This is a genomic window from Pseudomonas sp. 57B-090624, from assembly GCF_003234055.1.
GTDB classification, from domain to species: Bacteria; Pseudomonadota; Gammaproteobacteria; order Pseudomonadales; family Pseudomonadaceae; genus Metapseudomonas; species Metapseudomonas tohonis.
In genome coordinates, this window is sequence record NZ_QKRU01000028.1 from 57,480 (window position 1) to 83,288 (window position 25,809).

A 25,809-nucleotide genomic window follows, 5' to 3' on the forward strand; every position below is an offset into this window, starting at 1 on the left:
GTGCTGGAAATTTGTAGGAGCGAATTCATTCGCCCAGGCAGCCCCTTAGGGCTGCTTTTTTCGCGGATGAATCCGCTCCCACAGAAGAGCGCCGGGCTCACCTTGTGGGAGCGAATTCATTCGCGATGGGCGGCGCGAGCCGCCCCTAGATGACCTGGCCCTCAGATCGCAATCGCACTCCCCGCCCAGGCCGGGTGCACGGCGCCCGGCAGGGTGAAGGGGATCGGGATGCCGCGCTTCTTGAACTTCAGCGGCAGCCAGTGCACCCGGTCCGGCGCGTGGGGCTCGATCAGCAGGCGCCGGGCGGTGGCCATGGCATTGGTCATCTGCTGCGGGTAGATCACGTAGTCGTAGCCCTCCTCCGCCCACAGCGGGAGGATGATCGGCACCTCCTCCAGGATGTACTCGCGGCACTGGGCGGCCGCGCGCTCGACGTCGGCGTCCGGGTCGCGCAATCGCAGGCGCTCGATGAACACGCCGATGGTGGCCTCGATGGCGCCGCGCAGGTCCTCGCTCTCGCGGTAGAGCTGGTCCACCTGCTGGCGCAGCTCCGCGTAGCGGTCGGAGGCCAGCTCCTGGTTCCAGCGGCTGATGGTCACCGGCGCCTCCAGGCCGGCCAGGTACTTGCGGTTGCGCGCCAGCCAGGCGTCGCCGTCGCGGATCGAGGCGGAAAGCGCCTCGCCCGGCGATTTGCCGTGCTTGTTGTGGCGTTGCAGGGTGTCGGCCACCACCACCTTCACCCGGCTGAAGCCGGACTTGTTGATCAGGTGCACGGTGGAACTGAGCTTCTGCTCCTCGTGGTACTCCTGGCCCACGCTCACCGCCAGCACACAGCGCTTGCCGGTGAAGTCCAGTTCTTCGCCGCCCTTGTTGAAATAGGCCTTGAGGTTGATCGCTTCCACATCGCTCATGTCTTTAGCTCCAGTAGGCAAGGGGCTGGTCGTCGCCGAAATAGCCGATGAATACGCCGAGGGTGACCCGGGTGGCGGTGGCCGAGGGGCGCACCGCGTGGATCAGCCGGGGGTTGAGGAAGATCAGCTCGCCGGGCTCGGGCTTGATCACCAGGTCCGGCGGCGGCAGCAGGTGGCGCTCGATGCCATAGGCGCGCTCGCCGCGCAGGCGGTCGTACTCGATCTCGTCGGGGTGGATGCCCCAGATCTCCAGCTCGCCGCCGTCCTCGGGTATCTGCAGGTAGATGTTGGTGGAGAGCTGGGTCAGCAGCTTCGGCTCGTGGTCCTGGGGCGCGTTGCGTTCCAGGTTGTCGGTGTGCGGGGTGAGGTCGACGCCGTTGCCCTGGAAGCGGGCGATGCCGACGAAGCACTTCTCGCCGTTCACATCCAGCAGCCGCGCGCCCTTGGGCCAGACCTCGTCGAGCAGCAGGCGCAGCTCGTCGATGGGCGATGCCAACGGGCTGAACACGCTGCGGATCTTGCGGATATTGGTGATGGCCTGGGCGTGGTAGTCGACCCGGCTGGCCTCGTCGCCGATCTCGATATAGGCCTTGCCCAGGCGCACGAATTCGGTCTGCTCGCTGAAGGCGCCGCGCAGCTCGTGGCGGCTCAGGCGGTCGAGCGCCAGGGCCACGGTATCGGCCGAAGCGAAGCCTTTTATGAGAATCCCGTAAGTGCGGGCGTGGATAACATCGTGTATATGCGCTGCGGTCAGTTCTTCGACCGTGGTAATGGTCAGCATGAAGACTCCTTGCGTATCCATGGAAGTTGTCGTTCGGATTAACGGCAGGCGTCCCTGCCTGTTATGTGCGCGTGATCGGACGATCACCTGACTTGCATATTCAACAAGCGCCAAAGGCTTGTGAAATATCGATTTTCTCTAGCATCCAAACTTTGTTTCCAATTAATACGGGGTTATTTCAAATCAACCCGAACAACTATTAACGCCTCGCATGAAGATCATGAAAGTTACAGTTCAAAGTTGCGGGAAACAGCAACTTGAAATGCGATCGCGGCAAACTTATCGGGCATTGTTGAACTGTCGATCCACCTGGGTTTCGGCTTCGAATCCCGGGCCGATCACGCCCTCGTCCCGGTACAGCCGGGCGGTGTCGGCGAGGTCCTGCACCAGGGCCTCGTCCACGTCCACCCGCCTGGGTTGCGAATAACGGTTGGAGCGCAGGTGCACCTCCAGCGGCAGGCCGCTCTGGCGCGCCTGGATCGCCGAGAAGGCCTCGACATGGGCGTTGGCCCATTCCCAGGCGCGGGCGACGCGCTGGAGGAAGTCCCGCAGTTGCTCTGGCTTGTCGCGGATCGCCGCCGGGTTGGCCACCAGCAGCATGTTGCCGGCGAACAGCCCTTCCCCGCTGACCAGCACCCGCGTGCCGCCTTCCAGCTGCACCATGCTGGTGTACGGGTCCCAGGTGGCCCAGGCATCCGCCCCGCCGTTGGCCAGCAGGCTGCGGGACTCCCCCGGCTGCAGGAACACGAACGTCGCATCGCGCCCGCTGCGGCCCACCGAGCGCAACGCCGCCAGCGCCAGGTAATGGCCGATGGAGCCGCGCGTGGTGGTGATGCGCGTGCCCACCAGGGACGCGGCATCGGTGAGCGGCGAACCCTCGGGCACGACGATGGCTACCGCCGTGGGCGTGACCTTCAGGCGCACCACGCCCACCGTCTTCAACCCGGCACCGGCCGAGGCGGCGAAGACGAAGGGCGCGACGCCCAGGGTGCCGACATCCACCGCGCCGGCGCTCAGGGCCTCGGCCGTGGGCGCCGCCGCGCCGAAGGCGGCGAACTCGATGGGGTACGGCACCGACTCCAGTTCGCCGGCGGCCTGCAGCAGCACCTGCAGCGAGTTTTTCTGGCTCGACACGCGCAGCGCCTCGGCGCCCAGCACAGGGGCAGCCCCCAGCGCCAGGCACAGCAGGCCCGCCAGCAAACGGCCCTTGCCCATCATCAGAACGCCAGGCTCACGCGGCCGTAGTAGTAGCCGCCACCCAGCCCGTACGGGGAGAACATGCCGTACTCGTAGGTGCCGGCCCAGGGCACGATGCCGATGCTGTCCGGGTATTCGTCGAACAGGTTGTTGGCGCCCAGGGCCACGGTGAGGTTCTGGGTGACGTCGTAGGCGACGTCGATGTCGGTGATCCACTTGGCGCTGTAGGTACGGTCGTTGGCCGGGATGTTCGAGCCCTCGGTGTACTCGCCGTAGCGGGTCAGCGTCAGGTTCAGGGTCCAGTCGTCCACCTTGTAGTTGGTGTTGAGGATCCACTTGTCCTTGGGCGTGGCCTTGGTCAGGTCGGTCTGCTGCTGGCGGTCGAACAGCACGTAGCCGGAACCCAGGCTGGACAGCTCGGACGGCGTCTCGGCCAGGTCGCGGATGGTGGTCTTGTTGCGGTTGTAGGCCAGGCTCCAGCGCACGGTGCCGTATTCGTCCAGCGGCTGGCGGTACTCGGCCACCAGGTCGACGCCCTTGGTGCGGGTGTCGGCGGCGTTGGCGAAGTACTGGCCGGAGAGGTTCGGCGACAGGCCGTTGGCCACCAGGATCGCCGACACCGCCGGGCCGGTGAGCACGCCGGTCTGCAGGATGCGGTCGTCGATGTCGATCAGGTAGAAGTCGGCGGTCAGGCGCAGGCGGTCGGTGGGCTCGGCGGTGAAGCCCAGGCTGTAGTTGCGCGAGGTTTCCGGTTCCAGGGCCTTGGCACCGAGGGCGATGGCTTCCGGCGAGCCGGGGCGCATCTGCTTGGTGCGCGCGGTGGTGGTGGAGCCGCCGGCACCGAAGATAGTGACCGAGCTGGTGGAGGAGAACACGTTCTGCGCCAGGGACGGCGCGCGGAAGCCGTTGCTCACCGCCGCCCGCACCGCGTAGCCCGGGGCGAACTCGTAGCGGGTGGTGAACTTGCCGCTGAGGGTCTCGCCGATGTCCTGGTTGTAGCGCTCGTAGCGCAGGGCGAAGGCGTTGTACCACTGCGGGGTGACGTTGAGGCCGAAGTCCACATAGGCGGCGCCGCTGTGGCGGATCATGTCGCCGGCGTCCTCGGGGGTGGTGCCGTTGACCGAGAACAGGCCCGGGTCGGGTCGGCGCCCGGCCAGGCTGCCGCTGGGAATCACGTAGTTGCCGTAGTTGTAGGAGTTGGGCTCGCCCTCGGTGAGTTCGTACTTCTCCCAGCGGTATTCGATGCCGGCGGAGGTTTCCAGGGGGCTGTCCAGGCCGATGTCCAGCGCGCGGGTCAGGTCCAGGTTGGTGGTCCACTGGTCGAAGATCTCGTCAGTCAGGTGGAAACGCCGCTGGCTGAAATCCGGCCCGTTGGAGAGGTTGAGGTTGTTGTCGGTGTAGAGCTTGGCCTTGTCGCGGCCGTAGCTGGTGGAGAGGTCCCAGTCCCAGTCGGCGGCCAGGCCCTTGAGCCCGGCGAGGAACTGGTAGTCCGTCTCGTTCACCTCGCGGGTGGCCTGGCCGCCCTTGGGGTACGGCTGGTTGGCCAGCCAGTTGGTGGCGGTGATGTCGGTGGGCGCGCGGTGGCCGAGCACCTTCTTGCCGTCGCGGTAGCTGAGGGTGGAGAAGGAGTAGAGCTTGAGGTCCTCGCCCAGGGGCAGCTCCAGGTTGTAGGCGCTGCTGTAGGTGCGGTCACGGCCCAGGCCGTACTCCTCGCCCCAGCCGTGGCGCTGGGTGATGCGCGGGTCCGGCTGGCCGTTCTCCAGGGTGCCGAAGTTGCCGCGCACGGCGCCGGCGCGGTCGTAGGGCTCCTGCACCTTGGCGTCGAAGGAAAGGTTGAAGAAGCCGCCCTCCCCCAGGCCGAAACCGAAGTTGGCGGCCTCGTGGCCGGTGGTGCCGTCGCCGCTGTAGTACTGGCCGAGGGAGCTGTCCGAAGTGATCCCCTCGGCGTCCTTCTTGAGGATGATGTTGATCACCCCGGCGATGGCGTCGGAGCCGTACTGGGCGGCGGCGCCGTCGCGCAGCACCTCGATGCGCTCGATGGCGGCGGTGGGGATCAGGTCCAGGTCCACCGGCACGGCGGCGGTGCCGACCCGGGCGTTGTTGTTGATCATCGCGGTGTTGTGGCGGCGCTTGCCGTTCACCAGGATCAGCACCTGGTCACCGCCCAGGCCGCGCATGCTGATGCCGCGCACCAGGAAGGCGGTGCCGCCGCCGTTGATGGTGGGTGCGTTGAAGGACGGCAGCAGGCGCGTGAGCATGTCCTTGAGGCCGTTCTGGCCGCTGGTCTTCAACTGCTCGCCGGAGATCACGTCCACCGGCGCGGGGCTGTCGGTCACGGTGCGCTGCTGGCTGCCGCGCACGCCGGTCACCACCACGGTGGACAGGGTCGGGTCGCTGGCGGCCAGCGCCTCGCCGCCCAGGGCGAGGAGCAGCGCGGCGCTGAGGGGGGAAAGCGAGAAGGTCTTGCTGAAGGCGTTACGCATCACGGGACTTCCTGTAGGCGACCGCAACCCGGCCGCATCTGGCTCGATCTGTGGGGGATTGGGTCAGCGGGCCTTGGCGGCCATCGCCTCGACTTCGATCAGCGCGCCGGGCAGCACCAGGCCGGCCACCTGCACCGTGGTGCGGGTCGGCTTCAGCGGCTGCTTCTCGCTGCCGAAGAACTGCCGGAAGCCGCGCTGCAGGCCCTCGAAGTCCATGCGCCCGTCCAGTTTCGGGTCGCCCACCAGGTACACCCGCAGTTGCACCACATCGCCCAGGCCGAGGCCGCGCGGGGCCAGGGCGGCCTCCACCTTGCGCAGCACGGCGACGGTCTGCGCCTCGGTGTCGCCGGCGGCGCGCAGGTCATCCTTGGCGGCCTTGGGGTCGGCCGGGTCCGGGAGGATGCCGGAGACGAAGGTCAGCGCCGTGCCCGGCGGCAGGGTCGCCGACTGCAGGATCGGCGAGTTGGGATAGGTCGAGGGCACCCGCTCGATCTCCGCGGCCTGGCCGACGGTGGCGAAAAGGACCCCCAACCCCAGAAGGGCATGTTTGAAAGGCATCGCGAAAGCTCCAAGGTCTGTGTTGGCGCCAGCCTCGGAGGTCCGCTACCTGGCAGGTGGATCTGGTTATGGATGCGGCGCGGCGTGGTTCAGGCCGTTTGCCGGTGTTGCGACGTGCCTTGCGCACGCTCGAAGATGTTCCGCACCACGCGCCGGGCAGCGCCGGCGGCGGCCTCCTGCCAGATGCCCACGCCGCTGTGGGCGAGGCCGTCGCTGGTCAGGTGCACGCGGCCCTGGGCCTGGTTGAGCAGGCCGTAGTCCGGCTCCGCCACCTCGTGGCTGATCCAGGGGCCGAGGCTGTGGGGAATGCGGTTCCAGGCGATAGCCAGTGGCTTGCGCAGGTCTTGCCCGTGGCCGGGGTGCAGCAGCTCCACGGCCTGGCGCGACAGGGCGATCTGCTCGTCGATGGTCTTGTCGCCGAATTTGCGCGCCACCTCGCCGTTGTTGTACGCGGCAATGAGGATGCCCTCGGCCTGGTTGAAGCCACCGCTGGGGTACCAGAGCCCGGAGGCTTCCTGGTTGATGAAGGAAAGCCCGCCGTAGATCTGGTAGTCGGTCTCCCAGAAGCGCCGCGACTGCCAGGCCACCTTGTTGGCGTAGCCGAACTGCACCGCCGAGATCGCCTGGCGCACCGGCGCGGTGAAGTTGCTGTCGACCTTCGCCAGCAGCGGCAGCGGCAGCGCGATCACCGCGTAGTCGCTGGTCACCTGCTGCTCGCGGCCGCTGCGGCGGTCGCGGTAGCCGATCTCCACGCGGTCCTCGTGGTTGCGGATGGAGCGCACCTCCGCACCCAGGCGCAGGGACGGCTGCAGGTGGCGCTGGAAGGCCGCCGGGATGCGGTCCATGCCGCCCACCGGCTGGAACATGGTGGGCGAGAACTCCGGGTATTCGTCGATCATCAGCGCCGTGCCCAGGGCCGGGTTGAGCAGCGTGCGCAGCGGCAGCGGCTCGTTCTTCTGCGCCACCTGGTCGCCGGCACCAGGCCAGACCTTGTAGCCGGAGCGCGCCGAGCCGAGGTAGTCGAGCTTCTCCGACAGGTCACCCCAGGTCTTGAGGAAACCCAGCAGGTTCTGCCGGTCGGCTGCGTTCAGCTCCTGGTCCAGGGCCTGGCGGTTGACCGCCTTGGCCAGCAGCTCGGCGATGTGGCCACGGCTGTCGTTCACCGCCTGGCGGATCTGCATCGGCGGCGCGGACAAGTCCGGGCGCACCAGGGCGTTGCGGCTGGTGTTGACCAGCACCTCCAGCTCCACGCCCAGCTCGCGGCAGTAGCCGAGCATCAGCTGGTGGTGGCTGGGCAGGCGCGCGGGGCCGGCGTTGAAGTAGAAGCCTTCGTCGAACTCGGCGACCTGGGTGGTGCCGTCGGTGTACTCGACGCGATCGCCACGGCGCAGCGTCCAGTTGCGCCCGCCGACCCGCTCGCGGGCCTCCAGCAGGGTCACGGTGAACCCCGCCTTGCGCAGCTCGTAGGCCGCCACCAGCCCGCCGATACCGGCGCCGACCACGGTGACGCTGGCACCCTGCCCCAGGCTGCTGGCCGGTTGCAGCGCCGCGTAGGTCTCCTGGCTGGCACCCGTGGCCGGGCTCATCACCCCGAGCACACCCATGGCCGCCATGGCGGCGCGGTAGCCCCCAACGGCACCGATGCGGGCGATGAGCTGTCGTCTGGTCAAAGGCATTGCAGGCACTCTCCTTGATTCCCTTCCACCAGGCACGGCTCGCCCGATGGCGCCCTTCCCTGGCTGCACCCGGATATCGCATCCGGTTATAGATTCACATCCAAGAGCTTCGAAATCGCTCTATGTGGAGCCATCCTATGGGGCGGAATTTGATAAGAGAAATACATTTTGAGCATATGCAAATATTAAAATGTTTCATTTTTATCAATCTGCATATTGCGCGAAACGCATAATCATCTTGAAACATCATGCCCACGTACCCCAAGGCACGGGCGACGCGGTGTTGGCGCGAGCGAAGGGGGAAATGGGATGGCGATCGTAGGAGCGAGCTCTGCTCGCGAAGGGCATGGCACCACCGTAGGTTGGGCTGAGGCACGAAGCCCAACGTTGCGGTGTCGGCGATCACTGCGTTGGGCCTCGCTACGCTCGGCGCCAACCTACGGTCCGTAGCCCGGACTTCAGTCCGGGGATGCCACAGGCTTCGTTCCCGAGCTGAAGCCCGGGCTACCGTCCACTCCAACCTTGCAGACGCACTGGGCGCACTCCAACCGCAGTGGTTACGATCGCCGTTTCAGCCAATCACCAAAGCTTATGACCAGGACCATGCATATCTATCTGCTCATGCACATCTGTGAATCATCAGACGGGATTCGAGACCATCGAATCATTGGCGCGTATGCCTCTCGAGAGGACGCGGAGCGCTCGGCAGAAACGCTCAAGAAACAACCCGGATTCGTGGAGCATCCCGATGGTTTCACCACCCTCAGCTATGAACTGGGAAAGGATCACTGGGCAGAGGGCATAGTCAGCTGGAGTTCGGAGGAAGCTCTCGAATTCGAGATGGCCTGCTCCGAGTTGGTTACGCACACCGCGCACATGAACACCCTGTCCTATCTGTTTGCCAGGGAAAGCGGTAGATGGTTCCGGCTAAGTGAACTGATTGCCAAGGACGACTGGAGAGGTACGGACGATGGCTACCGGGAGGCTTCGATAATTTGGCTGCCGGCGCCCGAGGGTGATGCGGGCTACGCCCTGGTTCTGATCCGCAGGAATGACACGGGGCATAGTTTTACCGCGACCTACAACATGAACGTGCTGCCAAGGTACGAGGTTCATTGACCCTGCGCCTCACCAGTCTTCCGACGAGCACCCATCTTTTTTAGCCCCGACTTCAATCCGGGGATATCGGGGACATGGAGAACAGATGAAAAGGAAAGTCTCGCTGCGCATAGCAGCCTATGTGACTACTGCGGCCGCAGTGCTGCTACCCGCAATACCTTTCGCAGTCTTCCCAATGGCCCTTCTTGATTACAAGACCCCATCCTTCTGGGTCGGTGCTCTGCACAACCATGTTCTTCCGGCAATGGGCAGCATGAGTCCAGAGAATCCATACAGACGGCTCTGGGCGCAATACATCACCTGGGTATGCGATCAGCATGGCGATCGCTGCAGCACCCAAGACGGACCGCCCTGACAAATAGCGGTGTCGGCGATCACTGCGTTGGGCCTCGCTGCGCTCGGCGCCGTAGCCCGGACTTCAGTCCGGGGATGCCACAGGCTTCGTTCCCAGGTTGAAGCCCGGGCTACTTCGAGGCGGCGTTTGCTTCCGCTGCCGCCAACACCCGCAGCAGGTTGCCGCCCCAGATCGCGGCGAGGTCCTGCTCGCTGTAGCCGGCGGCGAGCAGGCGTTGGCTGATGCGTGGCAGGTCGCTGACGTCGCGCAGGCCTTCCACGCCGCCGCCACCGTCCCAGTCGGCGCCGATGCCGACGTGTTGCGGGCCGACCACGTCGAGGATGTGCAGCAGGTGCGCCATGAAGTCGTCCAGGCGCGTGGGCGGCAACGGGTAGCGGGCATCGGCCTCGCGGATGCGTCGGGCGAGGTCGGCCACCTGTTCCGGGGAGAGGCTGGCGGCCAGGCGGAACTCGCGGTAGAGCGGGCCGAGGACCTTGTCCCGCTCGGGGTTTGGCGGCCGGGGGACCAGGTCGCTGGGGAAGCTGTTGACCTGTATCACGCCGCCCTTTTCCGCGAGCCTGCGCAGCCGCGCGTCGTCGAGGTTGCGCGGGTGCGGGCCGATGGCGCGGGCGCCGGAGTGCGAGGCGATGACCGGGGCGCGGGACAGCGCCAGCACCTGGTCGAACACCGCGTCGGAGGCATGGGACACATCGATGAGAATCCCCAGCCGGTTGGCCTCCCCCACCAGTTCGCGCCCGGCCGGGCTGAGGCCGTGCCATTCCGGCAGCGCGGTGGCCGAGTCGGCGAATGAATTGTTCTGCGCGTGCACCAGGCCGAGCATGCGCAGCCCCAGGCGCCGGTAGGTGGCCAGACGGCCCGGGTCGGCGGCCAGGGGCTCGGCGTTCTCCATGCTGATCAGCACCACGCGGCGGCCGGAGGCGACGATGCCGGGCACCTCCTCCGCCCGCGTGGCCAGGGCGAGCTCATCGGGCCGCGCGGCGACCATGTCGCGGATGCGGGTGATCACCGCCAATCCGTGCTCGCTGGCCAGGGTGTGCCCTTCCGCCGTGCGCGGGCCCTGGGGCGTGAACACGGCGAAGAAGCCGCCATCCAGCCCGCCCTCGCGCATGCGCGGCAGGTCGACCTGGGACAGGTCGTCGGCGTAGCGGTGGCGCTGGCTGATGTCCCAGCCGGGCCGCGCCAGTTGCATGGGGGTGTCGAGGTGGCTGTCGAGCACCAGCAGCCGCTCGTGGAGGGCGCGGATAGCGGGCGGGACGTCGGCAGCCTGGGCGCTGCCGGTGAGCAGTGCCAGGGCGATCAGGGTTGGCTTGAGGTGCATGGGGCCGTGTCCTTGCGGGCAATCGTAGGTCGGGTGAAACCCGGCTTGGTCCAGTAGGCCCCCGCGTTCGCGAGGGTGACGGTTGTGGGGAAGGCCGTACGCACCCCACGCCATCCCCGCACATGCGGATACCCATTGAAAAACAGCGAGCCCATCAGCCCCAGCGGAAGCTCCGATCCCACAACGGCGCCACATCCAGCCGCTGTGGCAGCACACCGGCCTCGAAGAAGGTGTCGGCCACGGCCTGCTGGGAGCGCACGGCGGCGTCGTCCACCGCCTGCAGCACGCGGGGCCCGCTCTGGGCCTTGTACTGGGCGAGGAAGACCTCGCGGGGGATGCCGAGGATCTTCTCGCTCTTGGCCGCCCAGGCCTCCGGGTTGTGCTGCACCCATTGCCAGCTACGGTACTCGCGCTGGACGTAGTCCTCGATGGCGGCGCGCTTGCCCGGGTCGTCGATGGCGCGCTGGTTGGCGGCGATCACGTAGTTGCCGGAGAGATACCCCTGCCCCGTGCGCAGCACCCGCGCGCCGCTGCGCAGTTCGGCGAGCTGGATGAAGTAGCCGAAGGTCACCCAGACATCCAGGTTGCCGTTCTGGAAGGCGGCGAAACCGTCCTGGGGCGTCAGCGCGAAGGGCTGGATGTCGGCCAGGGTCAGACCCTGCTCCTTGAGCGCGCGCAGCAGCATGTAGTGCGAGGAGGTGGAGCGGATGTAGCCCACGCGCTTGCCCGGCAGCTCCGCCAGGGACTGCATGGCCGAGCCCTTGGGCACCACGAAGGCCTGGTTGTTGACGTCGCCGGTGAGCACGGCGATGAGCTTCACCGGCGCCTGGTTCCTGATGCCGAAGATGGGCGGGATCTCGCTCATGGGCGCCAGGTCCAGGGTGCCGCTGATCAGCGCCTCGAAGCCGAGGTTGCCGCCGTTGAACTCGGCGTACTTCACCGTGTAGGGCGGGCGCTCGATGCCCGCCTCGTCGAAGAAGGTGGGCGCCGCGCCCTTGTAGGTGGCCACGTTCAGGCCGATGCCGTTCCAGTCCCGGGCGAAGGCCGTGGGCAACGCGCAGGCGAGCCCGGCCAGGGCGGAATACTGGAGGAAGTGACGGCGGTTCATGGGGGCTCCTTGCAATCAGTCGAGGAAGTCGGGCTCGTCGCGCAACAGGCGGTCCCAGTAGGGCTGGAAGCTGAACCAGCCGCCGAATTCGGTGCCCACCTGGCGCGCGGTGTGTTCGGCCACGGCCGGGGGAATGGGCCGGGGCGTGCCGGCGGCCTCGGCCAGCAGCTGGGCGTGGGCGGCGTTGTCCAGGGCGATGAAGCGCCAGACGGCTGCCTCCACGGTGCGGCCGACGGTGAGCAGGCCGTGGTTCTGCAGGATCAGCGCGACGTTGCTCGGCCCCAGGGTGGCGGCGATGCGTGCGCCCTCGCTGGCTTCCAGCACCACGCCGGTGAAGTTGTCGAACAGCGCGTGCTTGCCGTGGAAGGCGCAGGCGTCCTGGGTCAGCGGGTCGAGCAGGCGCCCGAGGCTGGACCAGGCCTTGCCATAGAGCGAATGGGCGTGGGCGGCGGCGACCACGTCCGGGCGCGCCTCATGCAATGCGGCGTGGATGGCGAAGGCGGCGAGGTTGAGTGCGCCCTGCCCTTCGACGATCTCGCCGTGGGGATTGACCAGCAGCAGGTCGGAGACGCGGATATGGCCGAAGTACACGCCCACCGGGTTGACCCAGAAGTGGTCGGGAAACTCCGGGTCGCGCACGGTGATGTGCCCGGCGCCGCCCATGTCGAAGCCGTGGCGGGCGAACAGGCGGAAGGAGCCGGCCAGGCGCTGCTTGCGCAGCAGGCGCTCGGCCTCGACCGTGGGCTGCTGCGGCGGCTCCTGCCAGCGGAATACGGTGTGGCCGTCGCGGGGCAGCGAGTAGGCCGTGGGTTGCGGGGTGCCGGTGAGGCCGGTCAGCCTGGCGGTCATGCGGTTTCTCCTTGAAGGGCCGGCGGGCTCAGTAGCCACGCGTGGCCTGCACCAGGTTCTCCAGCGGTTGCCCGCTGTGGAAACGTTCGAGGTTGCGCGCCAGCAGCGCGGCGAGGTTGCGGTACACCTGCGGCGTGTTGGCCGAGGTGTGGGGGCTCAGCCGTACACGGGGATGGCTGTAGAACGGGTGCCCGGCCGGCAGCGGCTCGGGGTCGGTGACATCGAGGCTGGCCAGGGCCAGGCGCCCGTCGTCCAGGGCTTGCAGCAGTGCAGCCTGGTCCACCAGGGCGCCGCGCGCGACGTTGATCAGGTGCAGGCCGGGGCGCGCCGAGGCCAGGGTCTGGCGGTTCACCACATGGCGCGTCTCGTGGGTGGCCGGCGCGGCCAGCACCAGGTGGTCGGCACGGGCGAAGAGTTCATGGATGTCGCCGGCGCGCTGCACGCCGTCCAGGCCGAAGGGCTGGGGTGAACGGCGCAGGGCGAGCACCTGCATGTCCAGCGCCAGGGCCTTGCGCGCCAGGTCCCGGGCGATGCTGCCGAAACCGTAGAGGCCGAGGGTGCTGCCGGCCAAGGACGCCAGCGGGCGTTGCCGCCAGGCGTCGGCGCTGTCGATCCACAGCCCGGGCAACTGCTTGGCGGCGGCGAAGATGGCCGCCAGGGCGAACTCGGCGATGCTGCTGGCGGTGGCGCCCCGGGCGCTGGCCACCGGCGGGCCGTCGAACAGCCAGGACGGGAAGACATCCAGCCCCGAACTCGCCAGTTGCACGAACCTCAGGCCGAAGGGCCAGCCTGGGGGCGGCTCGGCGGCGTTGCGCCAATCGGCGTAGGGCGCGGCGAGCAGCACCTGTATGTCCGTCGGCAGCGTGCTGGGCACCCCACGAGGCAGGTCCAGCACCTCCACGCCCGGCAGGCGCGCGCGCAGCAGGTCGTTGAAGGTGCCGTCCAGTTGGCTGGCGATGCGCGCCCGGCTCATGCCTGCCCGCCCCGACTGGGCAAGGCGAAGGCGGTGCGGCCGGCGGCGCCGAGGATGGCGTCGTTCTGCGGGGTGTGGATGCGGCTGCAGAGCACATCGCGGTAGTGCCGCTCCAGGGGGTTGCCCCGGGCAAGGGCCGGGTTGCCGATGGCTTCCACGCCCAGCTCCACGGCGGCGATGGCCTGGGTGGTGACCAGGTACTTGACCTGGGTCGCCTCGCTGGCGGGAATGCGGCCTTCGGCGGCGGCGTCGAGCAGCACGCGGTTGGACAGCAGCAGCGCGTCGATGCGCCCCACCAGTTCCTGGAAGCGCGGCAGGCTGGAGAGCGGCGCGCCGAGGTTGGCCGGCGTGCGCTCGGCCAGCCAGCCCACCAGCCAGTCCCGGGCGGCGCGGGCGACGCCGTCGTAGATGCTGGAGAGCAGCACGGCGAGCCAGAGCACGCCGCTGGAGTCCAACTCCGAGGGGCGCGGCTGGCTGGCGGGGAGGATGTCCACGGCGTATTCGTCGGGCACCAGGACGTCGTCGAAGACCACGTCGTGGCTGCAGGTGGCGCGCATGCCCAGGTGGTCCCAGGTTTCCTCGATGCGGATGCCCGGCGTGTCGCGGTGCACCAGCCAGGTGCCGACGCGGGGCTCGGCTTCGTCGCTGCGCGCCCACACAGACAGCCAGGTGAGCCCGGGAATGCCGGTGGAGTAGATCTTCCGCCCGCTGATGCGCCAGCCCTCGGGCACGCGCCGGGCGATGGTGCCCGGCAGGCCGCCACGGGCGGGGGTGCCCAGGTCCGGCTCCACGCGCAGGGCGTTGATCAGCGCGCCCTCTTCCACCGCCTCGCGGGCCAGGCGCAGGCGCAGGTGCTCGGGCCAGGCCTGGTTGGCCTGCAGGCGCGCGTGCTGCAAGTACTGCATCACCAGCACCAGGGCGGTGGACGGCTCGCCCCGCGCCACGGCGGCGATCACCCGGCGCGCCTGGGCCAGGCTGGCCTCGCTGCCGCCGAGGCGACGCGGCACGGTGAGGGCGATGAGGCCGTGCTCGTGCAGGCGATGCAGGTTGGCATGGGGGAATTCGCCGTGGCGGTCGTAATGGGCGGCGCTGGCGGCGAACTCGTCGCTGAGCTGGGCCAGCAGGTCGGCGAAGGCCGGGGAATCGAGGTCGGGCACGCGGGCCGTCTCCTTGGCGGTTTTCAGGTCGAGGCTCATCGTTGGGCGGTCCGTGCGAGGGTGTGGACGAAGGGGCTGGCCGGCGCTTCGACGCCGAGCAGGGTGAGCAGGTGCTGGCGCAGCTCCTGGAAGCCGCGGCTGGCGACCTCCCGCGGCCGCGGCAGGCGCACGGGGATCTGCTCGGCGATGCGCCCGGCCTCCAGCACGACGACGCGATCGGCCAGCAGCACGGCCTCGTCGACGTCGTGGGTGACCAGCAGCACCGAGGGCTGGTGGGTGCGCCACAGCTCGATGATCAGCTGGTGCATGCGGATGCGGGTCAGGGCGTCCAGCGCGGCGAAGGGCTCGTCCAGCAGCAGCAACTCCGGCTCGCGCACCAGGGCGCGGGCCAGGGCCACGCGCTGCGCCTCGCCGCCGGACAGGGTGCCGGGCCAGGCGTCGAGGCGATGGCCCAGCCCCACCTCCTGCAAGGCGGCCAGGGCGCGGGTCTGCGGGTTGGCGCCGCGCAGGCCGAGGGCGACGTTGCGCCAGGCGCGCTTCCAGGGCATCAGCCGGGGCTCCTGGAACACCGCCGCATGGGCCTCGGGCACCTCCAGCGTGCCGCCGTCCACCGCGTCCAGCCCGGCCAGGGCGCGCAGCAGCGTGGTCTTGCCCGAGCCGCTGCGCCCCAGCAGGGCGACGAATTCGCCGGCGCCCAGCTCCAGGTCGAGGCCGTCGAGCACCGTCTGGCCGGCGAAGCGACGGGTCAGCCCGCGCACGCGCACCGGCGGGCGCAGGCGTTGCAGCGCAACATCCATGGTCAGTTCCTTATGAAGGTGGGGCGCCAGGCCAGGGCCAGGCGTTCGAGCAGGCGCACCAGGGCGTCGATGGACAGGCCCAGCACGCTGTAGACGATGAGGCAGATGACGATCACGTCGGTGCGCATGAAGTCGCGGGCGTCGTTGACCAGGTAGCCGAGGCCGGCGCTGGCGTTGATCTGCTCCACCACCACCAGGCCCAGCCAGCTGATGCCGAAGGCATAGCGCAGGCCGACGAAGAAGGATGGCAAGGCGCCGGGCAGAATGACGTGGACCACCAGTTCCAGGCGGCTGAGGCCGAACAGGCGCCCGGCTTCCACCAGCTTGGGATCGACGCCGCGGATGCCGGAGAACAGCGTGAGGTAGACCGGGAAGGTGGTGCCGAGGGCGATCAGGGCGATCTTCGGTGTCTCACCCACGCCGAACCAGAGGATGAACAGCGGCACGATGGCCAGGAACGGCAGCGTGCGCAGCATATGCACGGGGGAATCGATGATCAGCTCGCCGCGGCGCGACAGGCCGGCCAGCAGGGCCAGCACCGTGCCGAGGGAGACGCCTATGGCCAGCCCGCTGAGGGCGCGCTTGAGGGACACCCAGAGGTGCCCGGCCAGCTCGCCACTGGCGATCATCTGCCAGAGGGTGTCGCCGATGGCGCTGGGCGCGGCGATGATGCGCGCCGGCAGCAGGCCCGTGCGGGAGGCCAGCTCCCAGAGCAGGAGCAACACCAGCGGGCTGACCAGGCGCAGGCCGAGGTTGCTCCAGCCCTTCCAGCGCAGGGGCGCCAGCAGGGCCGTCAGTGCGGTGCCCGGGGGCACCAGGGCGTTGCTTCGCCGGGACATTCCTTCTCCTCGCTCGGGGCCTTTCCAATGGTCGGGGGCCGCAGGCGGGAGGTTGGATCGAGCCCGCTGCAGCCTGGCTTGACCCACATGCTATCCATCTAAAAAACCGCAGTGAAATTCGATCTGGTTCTAATCTAATATACAAATCGCGCATCTAACCAATGCAGTTACATGCAAGATGCTTTGGTTATGAGCCTGCCGCAGCCCCCTCCTCCGCCTGGTGCGCCACGCGCTGGGCCACGGTCTCGCCGAACAGCGCCACCGGCGCCTGGAGGTTGCCGAGGAAGCGCGGGTGGATCAGCCACAGGTCGATCACCGGCTTGAAGTCGCTCACCGGCACCACCTCCAGGCGCTCGCGGTGGCGGCTGTTCTCCAGCAGCGGGCGCGGCACCAGGCCGAAGCCCAGGCCATTGGCGATCAGCCCCAGCTGCAGCTCGGTGCCGAAGGTCTCAAGGTTGATGCGCAGCGACAGCCCCTCGTCGCTTAGGGCACGTTGCAGGCCGGCGCGGAAGCCGCAGCCATCGGGGTTCAGCACCCAGCCGCGCTGGTAGCAGTCGGCGAGCTTGCAGGAGCGCTTGCGCACCTCGCCCTTGGCCGCGACCACCACCAGGTCCATGCGCGCCAGGGAGCGCCCGACGATGCCTTCGGGGAACACCTTGCCCGCCGGGAACAGCGCGGCCACGGCGTCCAGCTCGCCGTTCTCCATCTTGCCCAGCAGGTGGCTGCCCCAGCCGGTGGAGACCTGGGTCTGCAGGTCCGGATAGAGGGTCTTGAGCTGGCTGAGGGCGTCCAGCAGCACCACGTCGCCCACCGTCTGCGGCACGCCCAGGCGCAGCACGCCGCTGGGGGAGGAATCGCTCAGCACCAGTTCGCGCAGGGCGTCCATCTCGCGCAGCACCGAGCGGCATTGCTCGTACACGCGCATGCCCATGGGCGTGGGCTTCAGCGGCTTGGTGTTGCGGTCCAGCAGGCTGACGCCGAGGGCCTCCTCGAAGTTCTGCACGCGCCGGGTGATGGCCGGCTGGGTGAGCTGCAGGGACTCCGCCGCCTGGCTGATCGACTGGCTGCGGATGACGGCCACGAATGCATCAATATCATCTATCTTCATTCTTTATTAGCATAATAAATGGCTGGAAGAATACGCAAGAAGAATAATATCTTTTACCCCGGCACGGTAGCGGTTACCGCTGCGCACTCACGGACATCGAGGGAACCATGTCTCAAACGCCCAACCTCGGACGGCTACGCGGCTTCATCGTCGACCTCGCCGACCTCCTCGCCCAGGCACCGGACGAGCCACGGATACTCGACCAGGGCGCCGCGCTGCTGCGCGACCTGGTGAGCACCGACGACTGGCTGCCGGACGCCTACGCCCAGCCCAGCCCGGAGCGCTACCAGCAGTACCTGCTGCACGCCGACTCGCGCCAGGCCTTCTCCATCGTCAGCTTCGTCTGGGGCCCCGGCCAGTCCACCCCGGTGCACGACCACCGCACCTGGGGGCTGATCGGCATGCTGCGCGGCGCCGAACTCAGCCAGGGCTTCGCCCGCAACGCCGACGGCAGCCTGCGGCCCGAAGGCGCGGCCGAATCCCTGCAGCCGGGCGATGTGGTTGCCGTGTCGCCCCGGGTGGGCGACATCCACCAGGTGCGCAACGCCTTCGAGAACCGCACCTCCATCAGCATCCACGTGTACGGCGCCAACATCGGCGCGGTGCGCCGCGCCGTCTATGCCGAGGGCGGCGTCGAGAAGCCCTTCATCTCCGGTTATTCCAACCTCCACCTGCCCAATATCTGGGACCTGTCGAAAGAGAGCCTGGCGCCATGAGTCGTATCCCCCTTCGCCGTTTTGCCGACATCCGCTCCGCCCTCCTCGCCCACGAGGAAGTCGCCCTCATCGACCTGCGCGAGGAGGCCCCCTTCGCCGAGGCGCACCCGCTGTTCGCCGCCAATATCCCGCTCTCCAAGCTCGAGCTGGAAGTGCTCGACCGCGTGCCCCGCCGCGACACCGCCGTGACCCTCTACGACGACGGCGAAGGCCTGGCCGAACGCGCCGCCGAGCGCCTGCTGCAACTCGGCTACAGCGACGTGGCCCTGCTGGAGGGCGGCCTCGCCGGCTGGCGCGAGGCCGGCGGCGAGCTGTTCCGCGATGTCAACGTGCCCAGCAAGGCCTTCGGCGAACTGGTGGAAAGCCAGCGCCACACGCCCTCCCTCGCCGCCGAAGAGGTGAAGGCGCTGCTGGACGCCAAGGCCGACGTGGTGGTGCTCGACGCCCGCCGCTTCGACGAATACCAGACCATGAACATCCCCGGCTCCATCAGCGTGCCCGGCGCCGAACTGGTGCTGCGCGTGCGTGAACTGGCGCCGGACCCGAGCACCCGGGTGATCGTCAACTGCGCCGGTCGCACCCGCAGCATCATCGGCACCCAATCCCTGGTGAACGCCGGCATCCCCAACCCGGTAGCCGCCCTGCGCAACGGCACCATCGGCTGGACCCTGGCCGGGCAGACGCTGGAGCACGGCCAGCAGCGCCGCTTCACCGAGGTCAGCATTGAAACCCGCGAGCAGGCCGCGCAGGCAGCCCGCGCCGTAGCCGACAAGGCCGGCGTACAACGCGCCAGCCTCACGCAGCTAAGCGAATGGCGCACCGAGGCCGGCCGCACCACCTACCTGTTCGACGTGCGCACCGAAGAGGAATACCGCACCGGCCACCTGCCCGGCGCCCGCTGGGTCGCCGGCGGCCAACTGGTGCAGGAGACCGACCACTACGCCAGCGTGCGCGGCGCGCGCATCGTCCTGGCCGACGCCGACGGCACCCGCGCCAACATGACCGGCTCCTGGCTGGCGCAACTGGGTTGGGAGGTGCATGTGCTCGATGGGCTCACGGCAGCGGACTTCAGCGAGAGCGGCGCCTGGCGCCCCGCCCTGCCCCCCCTGCCCCAGGTCGAAGCCATCGCCCCACAGACCCTGGCCACCTGGCTGGAGCATGGCGACACGGCGGTGCTGGACTTCACCGCCAGCGCCAACCACGTCAAACGCCACATCCCCGGCGCCCGCTGGGTGCTGCGCGCCCAACTGCGCGAAGCCCTCGCCACAGCTCCGAAGGACGAACGCTACGTGCTCACCTGCGGCAGCGGCCTGCTGGCCCGCTTCGCCGTGGACGAAGTAGCGACCATCACCGGCAAACCCGCCTTCCTGCTCGACGGCGGCAACACCGCCTGGGCCGACGCCGGCCTGCCGGTTGAAGCCGGCGAAAGCGGCCTGCTGTCACCCCGCATCGACCGCTACCGCCGCCCGTACGAAGGCACAGACAACCCGCGCGAGGCCATGCAGGCGTATCTGGATTGGGAGTTTGGGTTGGTGGAGCAGTTGGGGCGGGATGGGACGAGTGGGTTCTTTGTGGTGTGAGGAAGGACGCTGAGTGCCTGCTCTCTGCCAGGAGCAGGCATTCACGTCAGTTAATTGGAATGGATACCACCTGCCTATGGCAGCCCATCAACTCTCTCTGACCTTCCCAAGCAGACTTATCGCTCTGACGCCTCGTATGTGTAGTTCTCGGCGATAATTCGGGTTGCAAAACCTACAAGACCCGCAGCACTGAACATCAGGACGAAGATCCAGGGCCATAGGAATCTGTACCAGTTGTCATGCCTCAGATTAAGCAGAGCCATGACCAGCGCGATCAGGGCAATCAGCCCGTACCCATTGATTGAAATGAAGAAAATGATAATGAAAAGGAAAGATGACTTGTGCCACGGGGTCTCCAGCACAGGATTCTTTGGTTCTTCCTTCATAAGGGCACTTGTATGTGGCGGAATTTGTTCCGCTCTCCTGTTGATTGAGTTCTAATTTTTGTACAGACCTGCTGCCGATCATCTAGTCATTGCGGCACATAACCTCCTCCGCCCCCACCTTCAACGCCGTAATCCCCTCCCGAGGCGGCAGGTTGCTGGGCACATTCACATCCCAGGCCAAACCAAGACGCTGGAGCAGTTGGATGAAGTGCCAGCCCAGGTCGATCTGACCGGGATATAGCCCATGGCGAGCTGACGCCGGGAATGCGTGGTGATTGTTGTGCCAGCTCTCGCCAAAGGTGGGGATGGCGGCGATGGGCACGTCATGGGCCTGCACGCCGGCGCCATCCACCTCCCAGGTCTGGGGGCCCCGGGTGTGAGCGAAGTAGGAAATGAACCAGTGCATGGTGGTGCAGGCCGCAACCCGGACCGACACGCCCCACACCAGCCACGGCATGCCACCGATCAGGTAAAGCGCGATGCCGATGGGAAGCTGCTGGAGCATCCAGGTCTTTTCCAGGAACTGGTAGAAGCGATCGTTGGCGATCTCCGGCCCCGGATTGAAGCCCGGCGGATGATCGAGCACAAACTTGCAGTGCAGGTTGTACCAGGCGTCCTTGAGCAGGCCCTGGCGGTGGGCAAGGTAGTCGTGGCAGGCCGGCTGCCGCTGGGACCAATCGCGGGTGTCATGGGTGCGGATGGTCCAGAACGGGCCGCCGATACCGACGATGGTCCCCATCCACACGAGAAAGCGTTCAGTGGACTTCGAGCACTTGAAGCTGCGGTGAATCAGCCGCCGATGAAACCCCACCGAATGCCCCGCACACAGGGTCGCCGCACTGAGCGTGAGGAAGACCAGCCAAGCACCCCAGCTGAAATAGAGCGGTGCCAGCACGAGGGCGCTGGTGAAGATGAAGCTGTTCCAGAGCGACCGCCATGTGTCCCAGACGATGGTGCCCGTCAGCGGGCTGGCGCCGTTGTCCAGCACCAGGGAGTTGACCTTGAACGCGCCGGAGGCAGCGCCTGCGTGAGTGGACATCAGAAGATCTCCGCTAGGACAAAGGCGATACCCAGCAGCGGCAGCGCGATGACGCTTGCCGAGCAGGCAACCAGGGCCAGGTATTCGAGGTAATGCCGGGGCGTCGCGGCTACGGGGGCGGAAGGCAGTATCTCGGCGCGAACGTCCGCCACCCTCCTCTCCAGCAGCTCCGGATAGGCGTAGCCCTGGTACAGCGTGCGGCTGTGCTTGCCGCGCACGAAGGCCGAGAAGCTGCGCCTGGGTACGACACAGGCACCCATGCCCACCAACGGCAGGCAGAACAGTGTGCTGAGTGGGTTGGGGTAACGGCCTGCGGCGAATTCCCAGGCGGCCATCTCGAACTCGCCGGTTGGCCGGAATGGGTAACCGGTGAGGACGTGATGAATGTCATGGAGGGGCAGCGCCCGGCGGCGCCACTCGAAATTCGGCAGATAGACCTTGAGGTCGCGGCAGCCTACGGGTGACCAGCGCTTGGCAGTGACACCACCGTCGACTGGGAAGCCATGGCGGGTATAGAACTGGGCGACGGCTTCTTTCAGCGAAGCATTCGGATCGACTTCCATATCACCTGACTCCTTTCAGGTTCGCCGTGTCTTACGGGCTTCGTGGGCACGAAGCTTGTGCCGTCGGCTGCGCCATTCTTGATGCAGCGGGCGTATGGATCAACTGGGGACAGAAGAAATTTCAGTGTCGATTTGGGTAGGAAGCTGAAGCAGGCTCCCGCCTAGTGCATGCTTCATGGAGCGACTCGATCAATGAGCGCTCTGCCACGTGAATCCTTGCCGTATCGCCTGCTCCGTTTGCTGTCTCAAGCCTCTTTCCCATACGGACTAGGCAGATCGTTGCGTTCGAGCAGGTATTCCATCGAGTTGTTGATCGCCCACACCATCAGCGCATCCAGCGTCATGTCGAGGGGTTTGCCGCTCAACAGCGGTTCAAGCCGCTGCAGGGTGCCCGGGTAGTCTTCGGTGTGGAAGCGGAACCGCCCGTAGTTGCCGTGGCGGTCCACCAGTAGATAGGTGCAGTAGTGGTCATCGTCTGACCAGCGACCGAAGCAGAAGTAGTTGGCGCTCAGGTGCGCGATCTGTTCTTCCGTCAACTCTTCCCTGGCGAAGTACTCGCCGAAGTTCCAGGCGATCGCCGGGCAGAACGCGTGCAGGCACGGGTAGGAGGTCGAGGTCGAACGCCCATAGATCTCGAGGATGCGACGGTCGCCCCAGCGGCCACGATCCGCAATGACGTCGTAGATGGCGAAGCGCTTCCTGAACAGCGCCTTCAGCTCCTCCGGTATCGCGAACGCATGCTGCGTCTCGGCGCTCAGTAGATCCTCGTCGGATACAGCGCCCGACCACTCGAACAGCGTGCCGTCCTGGAAGTACTCGTCGAAGTACAGCTCATAGGTCTCCCCTTCCTCGTCGTAGAACGCATGCAGGCTCCGGCAGAACGACTCGAAACGGTTCAGTGCCTCAGGCCAGGTTTCGTCCGCCTCGCCACGGAGATGCTCGCCGTAGCTGTTTTCACCAGCGGGTTTGGGCTGGATGCCGAGGATGCCTTTGATTTTCTTGAACACGATGGGGGCCTGATGAGGGATCTGGAGGATGCGAGGACATTAGATGAAAAGGGCTTTATCTGGATGGGCGTGGTTATCGAAACGCGTATCGGGTGACAAGAACCTTGCCGCTCCAAGGCACTAGCCTTTCGAGTCAACTGCGATGAAAGAAGCGGCGCTTCGCTGATCGCGAAGACCCAATCCATGTCAATTTCTAGCGGCAGTCCTGCCTATCCATTTCAAACCTATTGAGCAACCGACCATTTTCTGCGGAATAAACATATCGAAGCGTTAACCCCCTGCTCAACGGTGAGTTCTCACCTTTCTGATCAGCACATTGTTGTTCAACCACGGAAGCACGCATTGCGCTGAAATCGATGTCCTTCTCGTAGGTCTCGAAATCAAGGAGTGTCATATCGAGAGCAATCACGTAGTCGTCAGTGAACGTGGCCTTAGTCAGCACGGTGATTTCATCGAGCTGTATTGGCGTCTTCGTGTTGATTTTCTCGACCTCTGCCCTCGCCTGCTCGGCCAGCGATGCTGACTGATACGGCGCTGGCCCGATGCCCACTATCCATCCTCCTAACGCGCCAACCGCGATGGCTATCAGGATGACATACCGCCATTTGAGGGGCTTTTTTGTGTTCGCCTTGGGAGCTTCGTGCCCTTGCTCGGCGACCAGGTCTTCGCTGAAGTCAGTCGCCAGTATGGTGCGGGCCTGTTCGACGCAGGCTTCTGGCACCTGCAGTCGCACGCCTCCCATGGCATTGGAGTAGAGCCAGTCCGCGGTGATGGTGTGCTCATCGGCGACAAACGCGGGAATGCCTTCGGATTCCAGTTTGGCGCGGGCGACATGCGCTTCGATGGCTAATGAATAACGAGCGATGGTGATCATTACGTCCCTGTCTTATCGAGGCCGAAAGGCGGTGCTTTCAGTGGGGCACCTACGCCCCTTTTGAGGAGCACGTATGCGTATGCCCCCTGCTTCGCCGCCGCTGCTAACGATGCGGTTTTTCTGCACTTGGACGCAAGCCGTCTGGTATTCGGCCACGGCATCGCATCGTGATGACCACACGGAGCATTGCGCGTTGAACTAGTGGCTCAGCGATGAGGTGATCCCCGCGCTTTACGACAATCACCGCAAAGTCGATGCCAGCCAACGACGCATCTTGATGGCCTGGGCGAACCAGCGTCTCGGCGCGCTGCGCTGGCAGAGGGAACTATGGATCGCGCGACGGGACCTGGCGCGCTTCATGGTGGCGCACGATGACCCAGCATTGAGTGACGGGCCGGCTTGGAAGCGCTTCTTCTAGGGCTCGGCCGGCAACACCGCCTGGGCTGACGCCGGTCTGCCGGTGGAAACCGGAGAAAACGGCCTGCTGTCACCCCGCATCGACCGCTACCGCCGCCCCTGCGACGGCTCCGATAACCCGCGTGATGCCAGACCTATCTCGATTGGGAGTCGGGCTGGTGGAGATGTTGGGGTGGGATGGGGACCCACGGGTTCTTGTTTGAACGGGAGTAGAGGCAGCTGCCTGCAAAGGACCTGCCTTAGCTCAGCTAAACGGTAATTAGAATTTCATTCTCAGAGCTGAGAATTGAGCAGTCCAGATGCGCTCATTTCCACCCCAGACTGAAACTACTTACATCAAGTATTTCGACTGCTCCTGAAGTTTGTCGTATGCACCGCATGCCTTTGCCACATTAATGCCTGCCTCGGAAATTTTAATCATCTTTCATGAGCGCCGTGATAGGTCAGCGACTACTGCTCACGAGGCACTAAAACAGCAAGCGCCGTTATAGCATAAAGAAAGAGGCTAAAAAGGCGAAAACCCTCTCTCTTATACGAGAGTTGCGAGACCACAACTTCCTAGAGACTGAAAATCATGCAAAACAACATCAAACAAAAAACAAAAAAGGTGTTAATAACAGGCACAAAAGCGTGAGGGGTTTTACTATTGTTAAAAATTTTATAGCCAAATCAACTATGTCCTCACCGAAGAAATTAGATCGCGAGTCATAATGCTCTACCTTGCACCCAGTTATCATAGTGGGCAACCAATATTTTTCATAGAATCTTTTTTCATCTTTCAAGTCTTGAAAATATAGACTATGGCCACCTTTGAAATATCGATTTATGAACCTGCTCGAGGTTTCCCTAGCAAAACCTACACGCCCTGCATCTCCTAACCCCAGCAATAAAACACGAGCCAGTATCAAGATAAAATCAGTAGTCCCACATTCATTGGTAGTGACCTTAGACGCAGCGACCACATGATCAATATCTTGATTATGGCTTAAGGGGCTACCGCAGAGAAACACAGCTTCAATAGAGTCGCGACTAGCGGATTTCAGGGCCTCGGAGATAATAAGTGTGCCAAAGCTATGAGCAACGATAAAAATTTCTTTACCCTTATTATTGTCGAGAATATTCTTCACGCGATTAGAAATCATCCTGATCTTTCTATTTCGCAAGAACGGAATTGCAAATGATAGAATATCAAAGAATCCGTACTTAACCTCAAAAAACTCAAAACTCTTAGAGTACTTAGATATTTCAAGACTTAGCTGGTCCTGCCATTTCCCGTATGTGCGTATGCCATGTGCAGATATTAGTATTTTTTCAGCATGCGTTTGCTGTTTTTTTTGCTGTACAGCGATGAGCACATTAACTTGTGCAAGCAGCGCATCAAGCCAGTCTTGGTTACTAGTGCTGCCGTCAAGAACTACGGACGCATGCTCTAAAAAAGCACTTTTATATACACTCAACTCTGAAATATCTGCAGTGAGGCCAATAATCAATCCGGGGCGTATGTATGGTTTCTTGGGATTGTTTATGTCCGACAATAAATTTATGCTGTGCAACGCCTGCGGAGTAGACCCCTGCTTCTTAGGTAACAATATATCCAAAATCAACAAATCAAATGGCTCACTCAATAGCTCTCGCCCGCCATCCGCTGTTGTGACAACGGTCAACTGAATAAACTTAGACGCAATTTGAGACATCAGTGTTTTTTGGATAAGCTCGATGCGCTCCCGTGAGTCATCGACAACAAGAATTTTCAGCATCTATAAAGTCTCTAATACTAACGAAAGCTTTTCTTTCCAAACCGAGTTCGTAGAATCAAAAAAAACGCAACCCTTATATATTTCTCCAAGCCCTGCAAGGATGCTGTCAATTTCGGGTATTCGGAATAGCCGGTTGATGAAGGGAACTTCTAACCGGCTTCCGAAGGCGGTGTAGTGATGTTGATGGGAGGCTCCAAGAAGCGCTCCAAGAGCTTCCCTATAGGCACCCCCATGTCCACCA

The 25,809-nt window shown here is 65.0% G+C and carries 23 protein-coding genes; 3 read left to right on the forward strand and 20 right to left on the reverse strand.

Annotated features, from left to right (window positions below; all coding sequences use genetic code 11):
• Positions 1-161: 161 nt before the first annotated feature.
• From DMX10_RS15065 to DMX10_RS15090, 6 genes are all read right to left on the reverse strand, one after another.
• Complete coding sequence (locus tag DMX10_RS15065) at positions 162-911, reverse strand: tRNA-dependent cyclodipeptide synthase (protein WP_111261837.1); 750 nt, start codon at positions 909-911, stop codon at positions 162-164.
• Between the two features lie 4 nt (positions 912-915).
• Positions 916-1,692: a 2OG-Fe(II) oxygenase gene (locus DMX10_RS15070; protein WP_111261838.1), complete on the reverse strand. Its 777-nt coding sequence runs from the start codon at positions 1,690-1,692 to the stop codon at positions 916-918.
• Between the two features lie 279 nt (positions 1,693-1,971).
• Positions 1,972-2,907 carry an aliphatic sulfonate ABC transporter substrate-binding protein gene (locus tag DMX10_RS15075; protein WP_178082957.1) on the reverse strand — a complete coding sequence of 312 codons (936 nt, stop codon included), beginning with the start codon at positions 2,905-2,907 and terminating at the stop codon, positions 1,972-1,974.
• A 2-nt stretch (positions 2,908-2,909) separates the two neighbouring features.
• The gene (locus DMX10_RS15080; RefSeq protein WP_111261840.1) at positions 2,910-5,372 is read right to left on the reverse strand and encodes a TonB-dependent siderophore receptor; all 2,463 of its coding nucleotides are present in this window, start codon (positions 5,370-5,372) and stop codon (positions 2,910-2,912) included.
• 63 nt (positions 5,373-5,435) lie between these two features.
• Complete coding sequence (locus tag DMX10_RS15085; protein WP_111261841.1) at positions 5,436-5,930, reverse strand: RidA family protein; 495 nt, start codon at positions 5,928-5,930, stop codon at positions 5,436-5,438.
• Positions 5,931-6,019: 89 nt separating this feature from the next.
• Complete coding sequence (locus DMX10_RS15090) at positions 6,020-7,606, reverse strand: FAD-dependent oxidoreductase (RefSeq protein ID WP_111261842.1); 1,587 nt, start codon at positions 7,604-7,606, stop codon at positions 6,020-6,022.
• 603 nt (positions 7,607-8,209) lie between these two features.
• Between DMX10_RS15090 and DMX10_RS32960 the strand changes: the two genes are divergently transcribed.
• A complete protein-coding gene (locus DMX10_RS32960) occupies positions 8,210-8,725 on the forward strand; it encodes a hypothetical protein (RefSeq protein ID WP_178082958.1) in 516 nt (171 codons plus the stop codon).
• Between the two features lie 464 nt (positions 8,726-9,189).
• Here the strand turns inward: DMX10_RS32960 and DMX10_RS15100 are convergent, their stop codons facing one another.
• The 8 genes from DMX10_RS15100 to DMX10_RS15135 all read right to left on the reverse strand — a co-directional run bounded on the left by DMX10_RS15100 (position 9,190) and on the right by DMX10_RS15135 (position 17,229).
• Entirely contained in the window at positions 9,190-10,398 is a 1,209-nt protein-coding gene (locus DMX10_RS15100) for a dipeptidase (RefSeq protein ID WP_111261843.1), read from the reverse strand.
• Positions 10,399-10,552: 154 nt separating this feature from the next.
• Positions 10,553-11,506: an ABC transporter substrate-binding protein gene (locus DMX10_RS15105; protein ID WP_111261844.1), complete on the reverse strand. Its 954-nt coding sequence runs from the start codon at positions 11,504-11,506 to the stop codon at positions 10,553-10,555.
• Between the two features lie 15 nt (positions 11,507-11,521).
• Complete coding sequence (locus DMX10_RS15110) at positions 11,522-12,355, reverse strand: class II aldolase/adducin family protein (RefSeq protein WP_074971354.1); 834 nt, start codon at positions 12,353-12,355, stop codon at positions 11,522-11,524.
• Between the two features lie 28 nt (positions 12,356-12,383).
• Positions 12,384-13,328 carry a D-isomer specific 2-hydroxyacid dehydrogenase family protein gene (locus tag DMX10_RS15115; RefSeq protein ID WP_111261845.1) on the reverse strand — a complete coding sequence of 315 codons (945 nt, stop codon included), beginning with the start codon at positions 13,326-13,328 and terminating at the stop codon, positions 12,384-12,386.
• The gene (locus DMX10_RS15120) at positions 13,325-14,524 is read right to left on the reverse strand and encodes an acyl-CoA dehydrogenase family protein (protein ID WP_111261846.1); all 1,200 of its coding nucleotides are present in this window, start codon (positions 14,522-14,524) and stop codon (positions 13,325-13,327) included. The genes DMX10_RS15115 and DMX10_RS15120 overlap by 4 nt, the downstream gene beginning before the upstream one ends.
• Entirely contained in the window at positions 14,521-15,282 is a 762-nt protein-coding gene (locus DMX10_RS15125; RefSeq protein ID WP_111261847.1) for an ABC transporter ATP-binding protein, read from the reverse strand. Before DMX10_RS15125 ends, DMX10_RS15120 begins: the two co-directional genes overlap by 4 nt.
• A 2-nt stretch (positions 15,283-15,284) precedes the next feature.
• On the reverse strand, positions 15,285-16,121 hold the full coding sequence (locus DMX10_RS15130; protein WP_111261848.1) for an ABC transporter permease: 837 nt from the start codon (positions 16,119-16,121) through the stop codon (positions 15,285-15,287).
• A gap of 187 nt (positions 16,122-16,308) precedes the next feature.
• Entirely contained in the window at positions 16,309-17,229 is a 921-nt protein-coding gene (locus tag DMX10_RS15135) for a LysR family transcriptional regulator (RefSeq protein WP_021221877.1), read from the reverse strand.
• A gap of 107 nt (positions 17,230-17,336) precedes the next feature.
• On the opposite strand from DMX10_RS15135, the gene DMX10_RS15140 reads away from it, so the two are divergent.
• Positions 17,337-17,945, forward strand: coding sequence for a hypothetical protein (locus DMX10_RS15140; protein WP_021221876.1), 609 nt, complete (start codon positions 17,337-17,339; stop codon positions 17,943-17,945).
• Positions 17,942-19,525 (forward strand): rhodanese-related sulfurtransferase, encoded by a 1,584-nt coding sequence (locus DMX10_RS15145; RefSeq protein WP_111261849.1) that lies wholly within the window; start codon positions 17,942-17,944, stop codon positions 19,523-19,525. The genes DMX10_RS15140 and DMX10_RS15145 overlap by 4 nt, the downstream gene beginning before the upstream one ends.
• A gap of 468 nt (positions 19,526-19,993) precedes the next feature.
• Here the strand turns inward: DMX10_RS15145 and DMX10_RS15155 are convergent, their stop codons facing one another.
• From DMX10_RS15155 to DMX10_RS33065, 6 genes are all read right to left on the reverse strand, one after another.
• Complete coding sequence (locus DMX10_RS15155) at positions 19,994-20,950, reverse strand: acyl-CoA desaturase (RefSeq protein ID WP_111261851.1); 957 nt, start codon at positions 20,948-20,950, stop codon at positions 19,994-19,996.
• Positions 20,950-21,513, reverse strand: coding sequence for a hypothetical protein (locus DMX10_RS15160; protein WP_111261852.1), 564 nt, complete (start codon positions 21,511-21,513; stop codon positions 20,950-20,952). The genes DMX10_RS15155 and DMX10_RS15160 overlap by 1 nt, the downstream gene beginning before the upstream one ends.
• A gap of 245 nt (positions 21,514-21,758) precedes the next feature.
• On the reverse strand, positions 21,759-22,520 hold the full coding sequence (locus tag DMX10_RS15165) for a hypothetical protein (RefSeq protein ID WP_111261853.1): 762 nt from the start codon (positions 22,518-22,520) through the stop codon (positions 21,759-21,761).
• A gap of 193 nt (positions 22,521-22,713) precedes the next feature.
• Positions 22,714-23,394, reverse strand: coding sequence for a DUF2007 domain-containing protein (locus tag DMX10_RS15170; RefSeq protein ID WP_111261854.1), 681 nt, complete (start codon positions 23,392-23,394; stop codon positions 22,714-22,716).
• Between the two features lie 1,004 nt (positions 23,395-24,398).
• Entirely contained in the window at positions 24,399-25,568 is a 1,170-nt protein-coding gene (locus DMX10_RS32505; protein WP_146603016.1) for a hypothetical protein, read from the reverse strand.
• Positions 25,569-25,809 (reverse strand): hypothetical protein (locus tag DMX10_RS33065; protein WP_218281323.1); only part of this gene is annotated, 241 nt, incomplete at its 5' end.

Coding starts and splice junctions, on each gene's coding strand:
- DMX10_RS32505 (WP_146603016.1), bottom strand. CDS start 25,568: ATGCTGAAAATTCTTGTTGTCGATGACTCACGGGAGCGCATCGAGCTT.
- DMX10_RS15155 (WP_111261851.1), bottom strand. CDS start 20,950: ATGTCCACTCACGCAGGCGCTGCCTCCGGCGCGTTCAAGGTCAACTCC.
- DMX10_RS15080 (WP_111261840.1), bottom strand. CDS start 5,372: ATGCGTAACGCCTTCAGCAAGACCTTCTCGCTTTCCCCCCTCAGCGCC.
- DMX10_RS15120 (WP_111261846.1), bottom strand. CDS start 14,524: ATGAGCCTCGACCTGAAAACCGCCAAGGAGACGGCCCGCGTGCCCGAC.
- DMX10_RS15075 (WP_178082957.1), bottom strand. CDS start 2,907: ATGGGCAAGGGCCGTTTGCTGGCGGGCCTGCTGTGCCTGGCGCTGGGG.
- DMX10_RS32960 (WP_178082958.1), top strand. CDS start 8,210: ATGCATATCTATCTGCTCATGCACATCTGTGAATCATCAGACGGGATT.
- DMX10_RS15065 (WP_111261837.1), bottom strand. CDS start 911: ATGAGCGATGTGGAAGCGATCAACCTCAAGGCCTATTTCAACAAGGGC.
- DMX10_RS15110 (WP_074971354.1), bottom strand. CDS start 12,355: ATGACCGCCAGGCTGACCGGCCTCACCGGCACCCCGCAACCCACGGCC.
- DMX10_RS15105 (WP_111261844.1), bottom strand. CDS start 11,506: ATGAACCGCCGTCACTTCCTCCAGTATTCCGCCCTGGCCGGGCTCGCC.
- DMX10_RS15135 (WP_021221877.1), bottom strand. CDS start 17,229: ATGAAGATAGATGATATTGATGCATTCGTGGCCGTCATCCGCAGCCAG.
- DMX10_RS15160 (WP_111261852.1), bottom strand. CDS start 21,513: ATGGAAGTCGATCCGAATGCTTCGCTGAAAGAAGCCGTCGCCCAGTTC.
- DMX10_RS15145 (WP_111261849.1), top strand. CDS start 17,942: ATGAGTCGTATCCCCCTTCGCCGTTTTGCCGACATCCGCTCCGCCCTC.
- DMX10_RS15085 (WP_111261841.1), bottom strand. CDS start 5,930: ATGCCTTTCAAACATGCCCTTCTGGGGTTGGGGGTCCTTTTCGCCACC.
- DMX10_RS15140 (WP_021221876.1), top strand. CDS start 17,337: ATGTCTCAAACGCCCAACCTCGGACGGCTACGCGGCTTCATCGTCGAC.
- DMX10_RS15130 (WP_111261848.1), bottom strand. CDS start 16,121: ATGTCCCGGCGAAGCAACGCCCTGGTGCCCCCGGGCACCGCACTGACG.
- DMX10_RS15090 (WP_111261842.1), bottom strand. CDS start 7,606: ATGCCTTTGACCAGACGACAGCTCATCGCCCGCATCGGTGCCGTTGGG.
- DMX10_RS15125 (WP_111261847.1), bottom strand. CDS start 15,282: ATGGATGTTGCGCTGCAACGCCTGCGCCCGCCGGTGCGCGTGCGCGGG.
- DMX10_RS15115 (WP_111261845.1), bottom strand. CDS start 13,328: ATGAGCCGGGCGCGCATCGCCAGCCAACTGGACGGCACCTTCAACGAC.
- DMX10_RS15170 (WP_111261854.1), bottom strand. CDS start 23,394: ATGATCACCATCGCTCGTTATTCATTAGCCATCGAAGCGCATGTCGCC.
- DMX10_RS15070 (WP_111261838.1), bottom strand. CDS start 1,692: ATGCTGACCATTACCACGGTCGAAGAACTGACCGCAGCGCATATACAC.
- DMX10_RS15100 (WP_111261843.1), bottom strand. CDS start 10,398: ATGCACCTCAAGCCAACCCTGATCGCCCTGGCACTGCTCACCGGCAGC.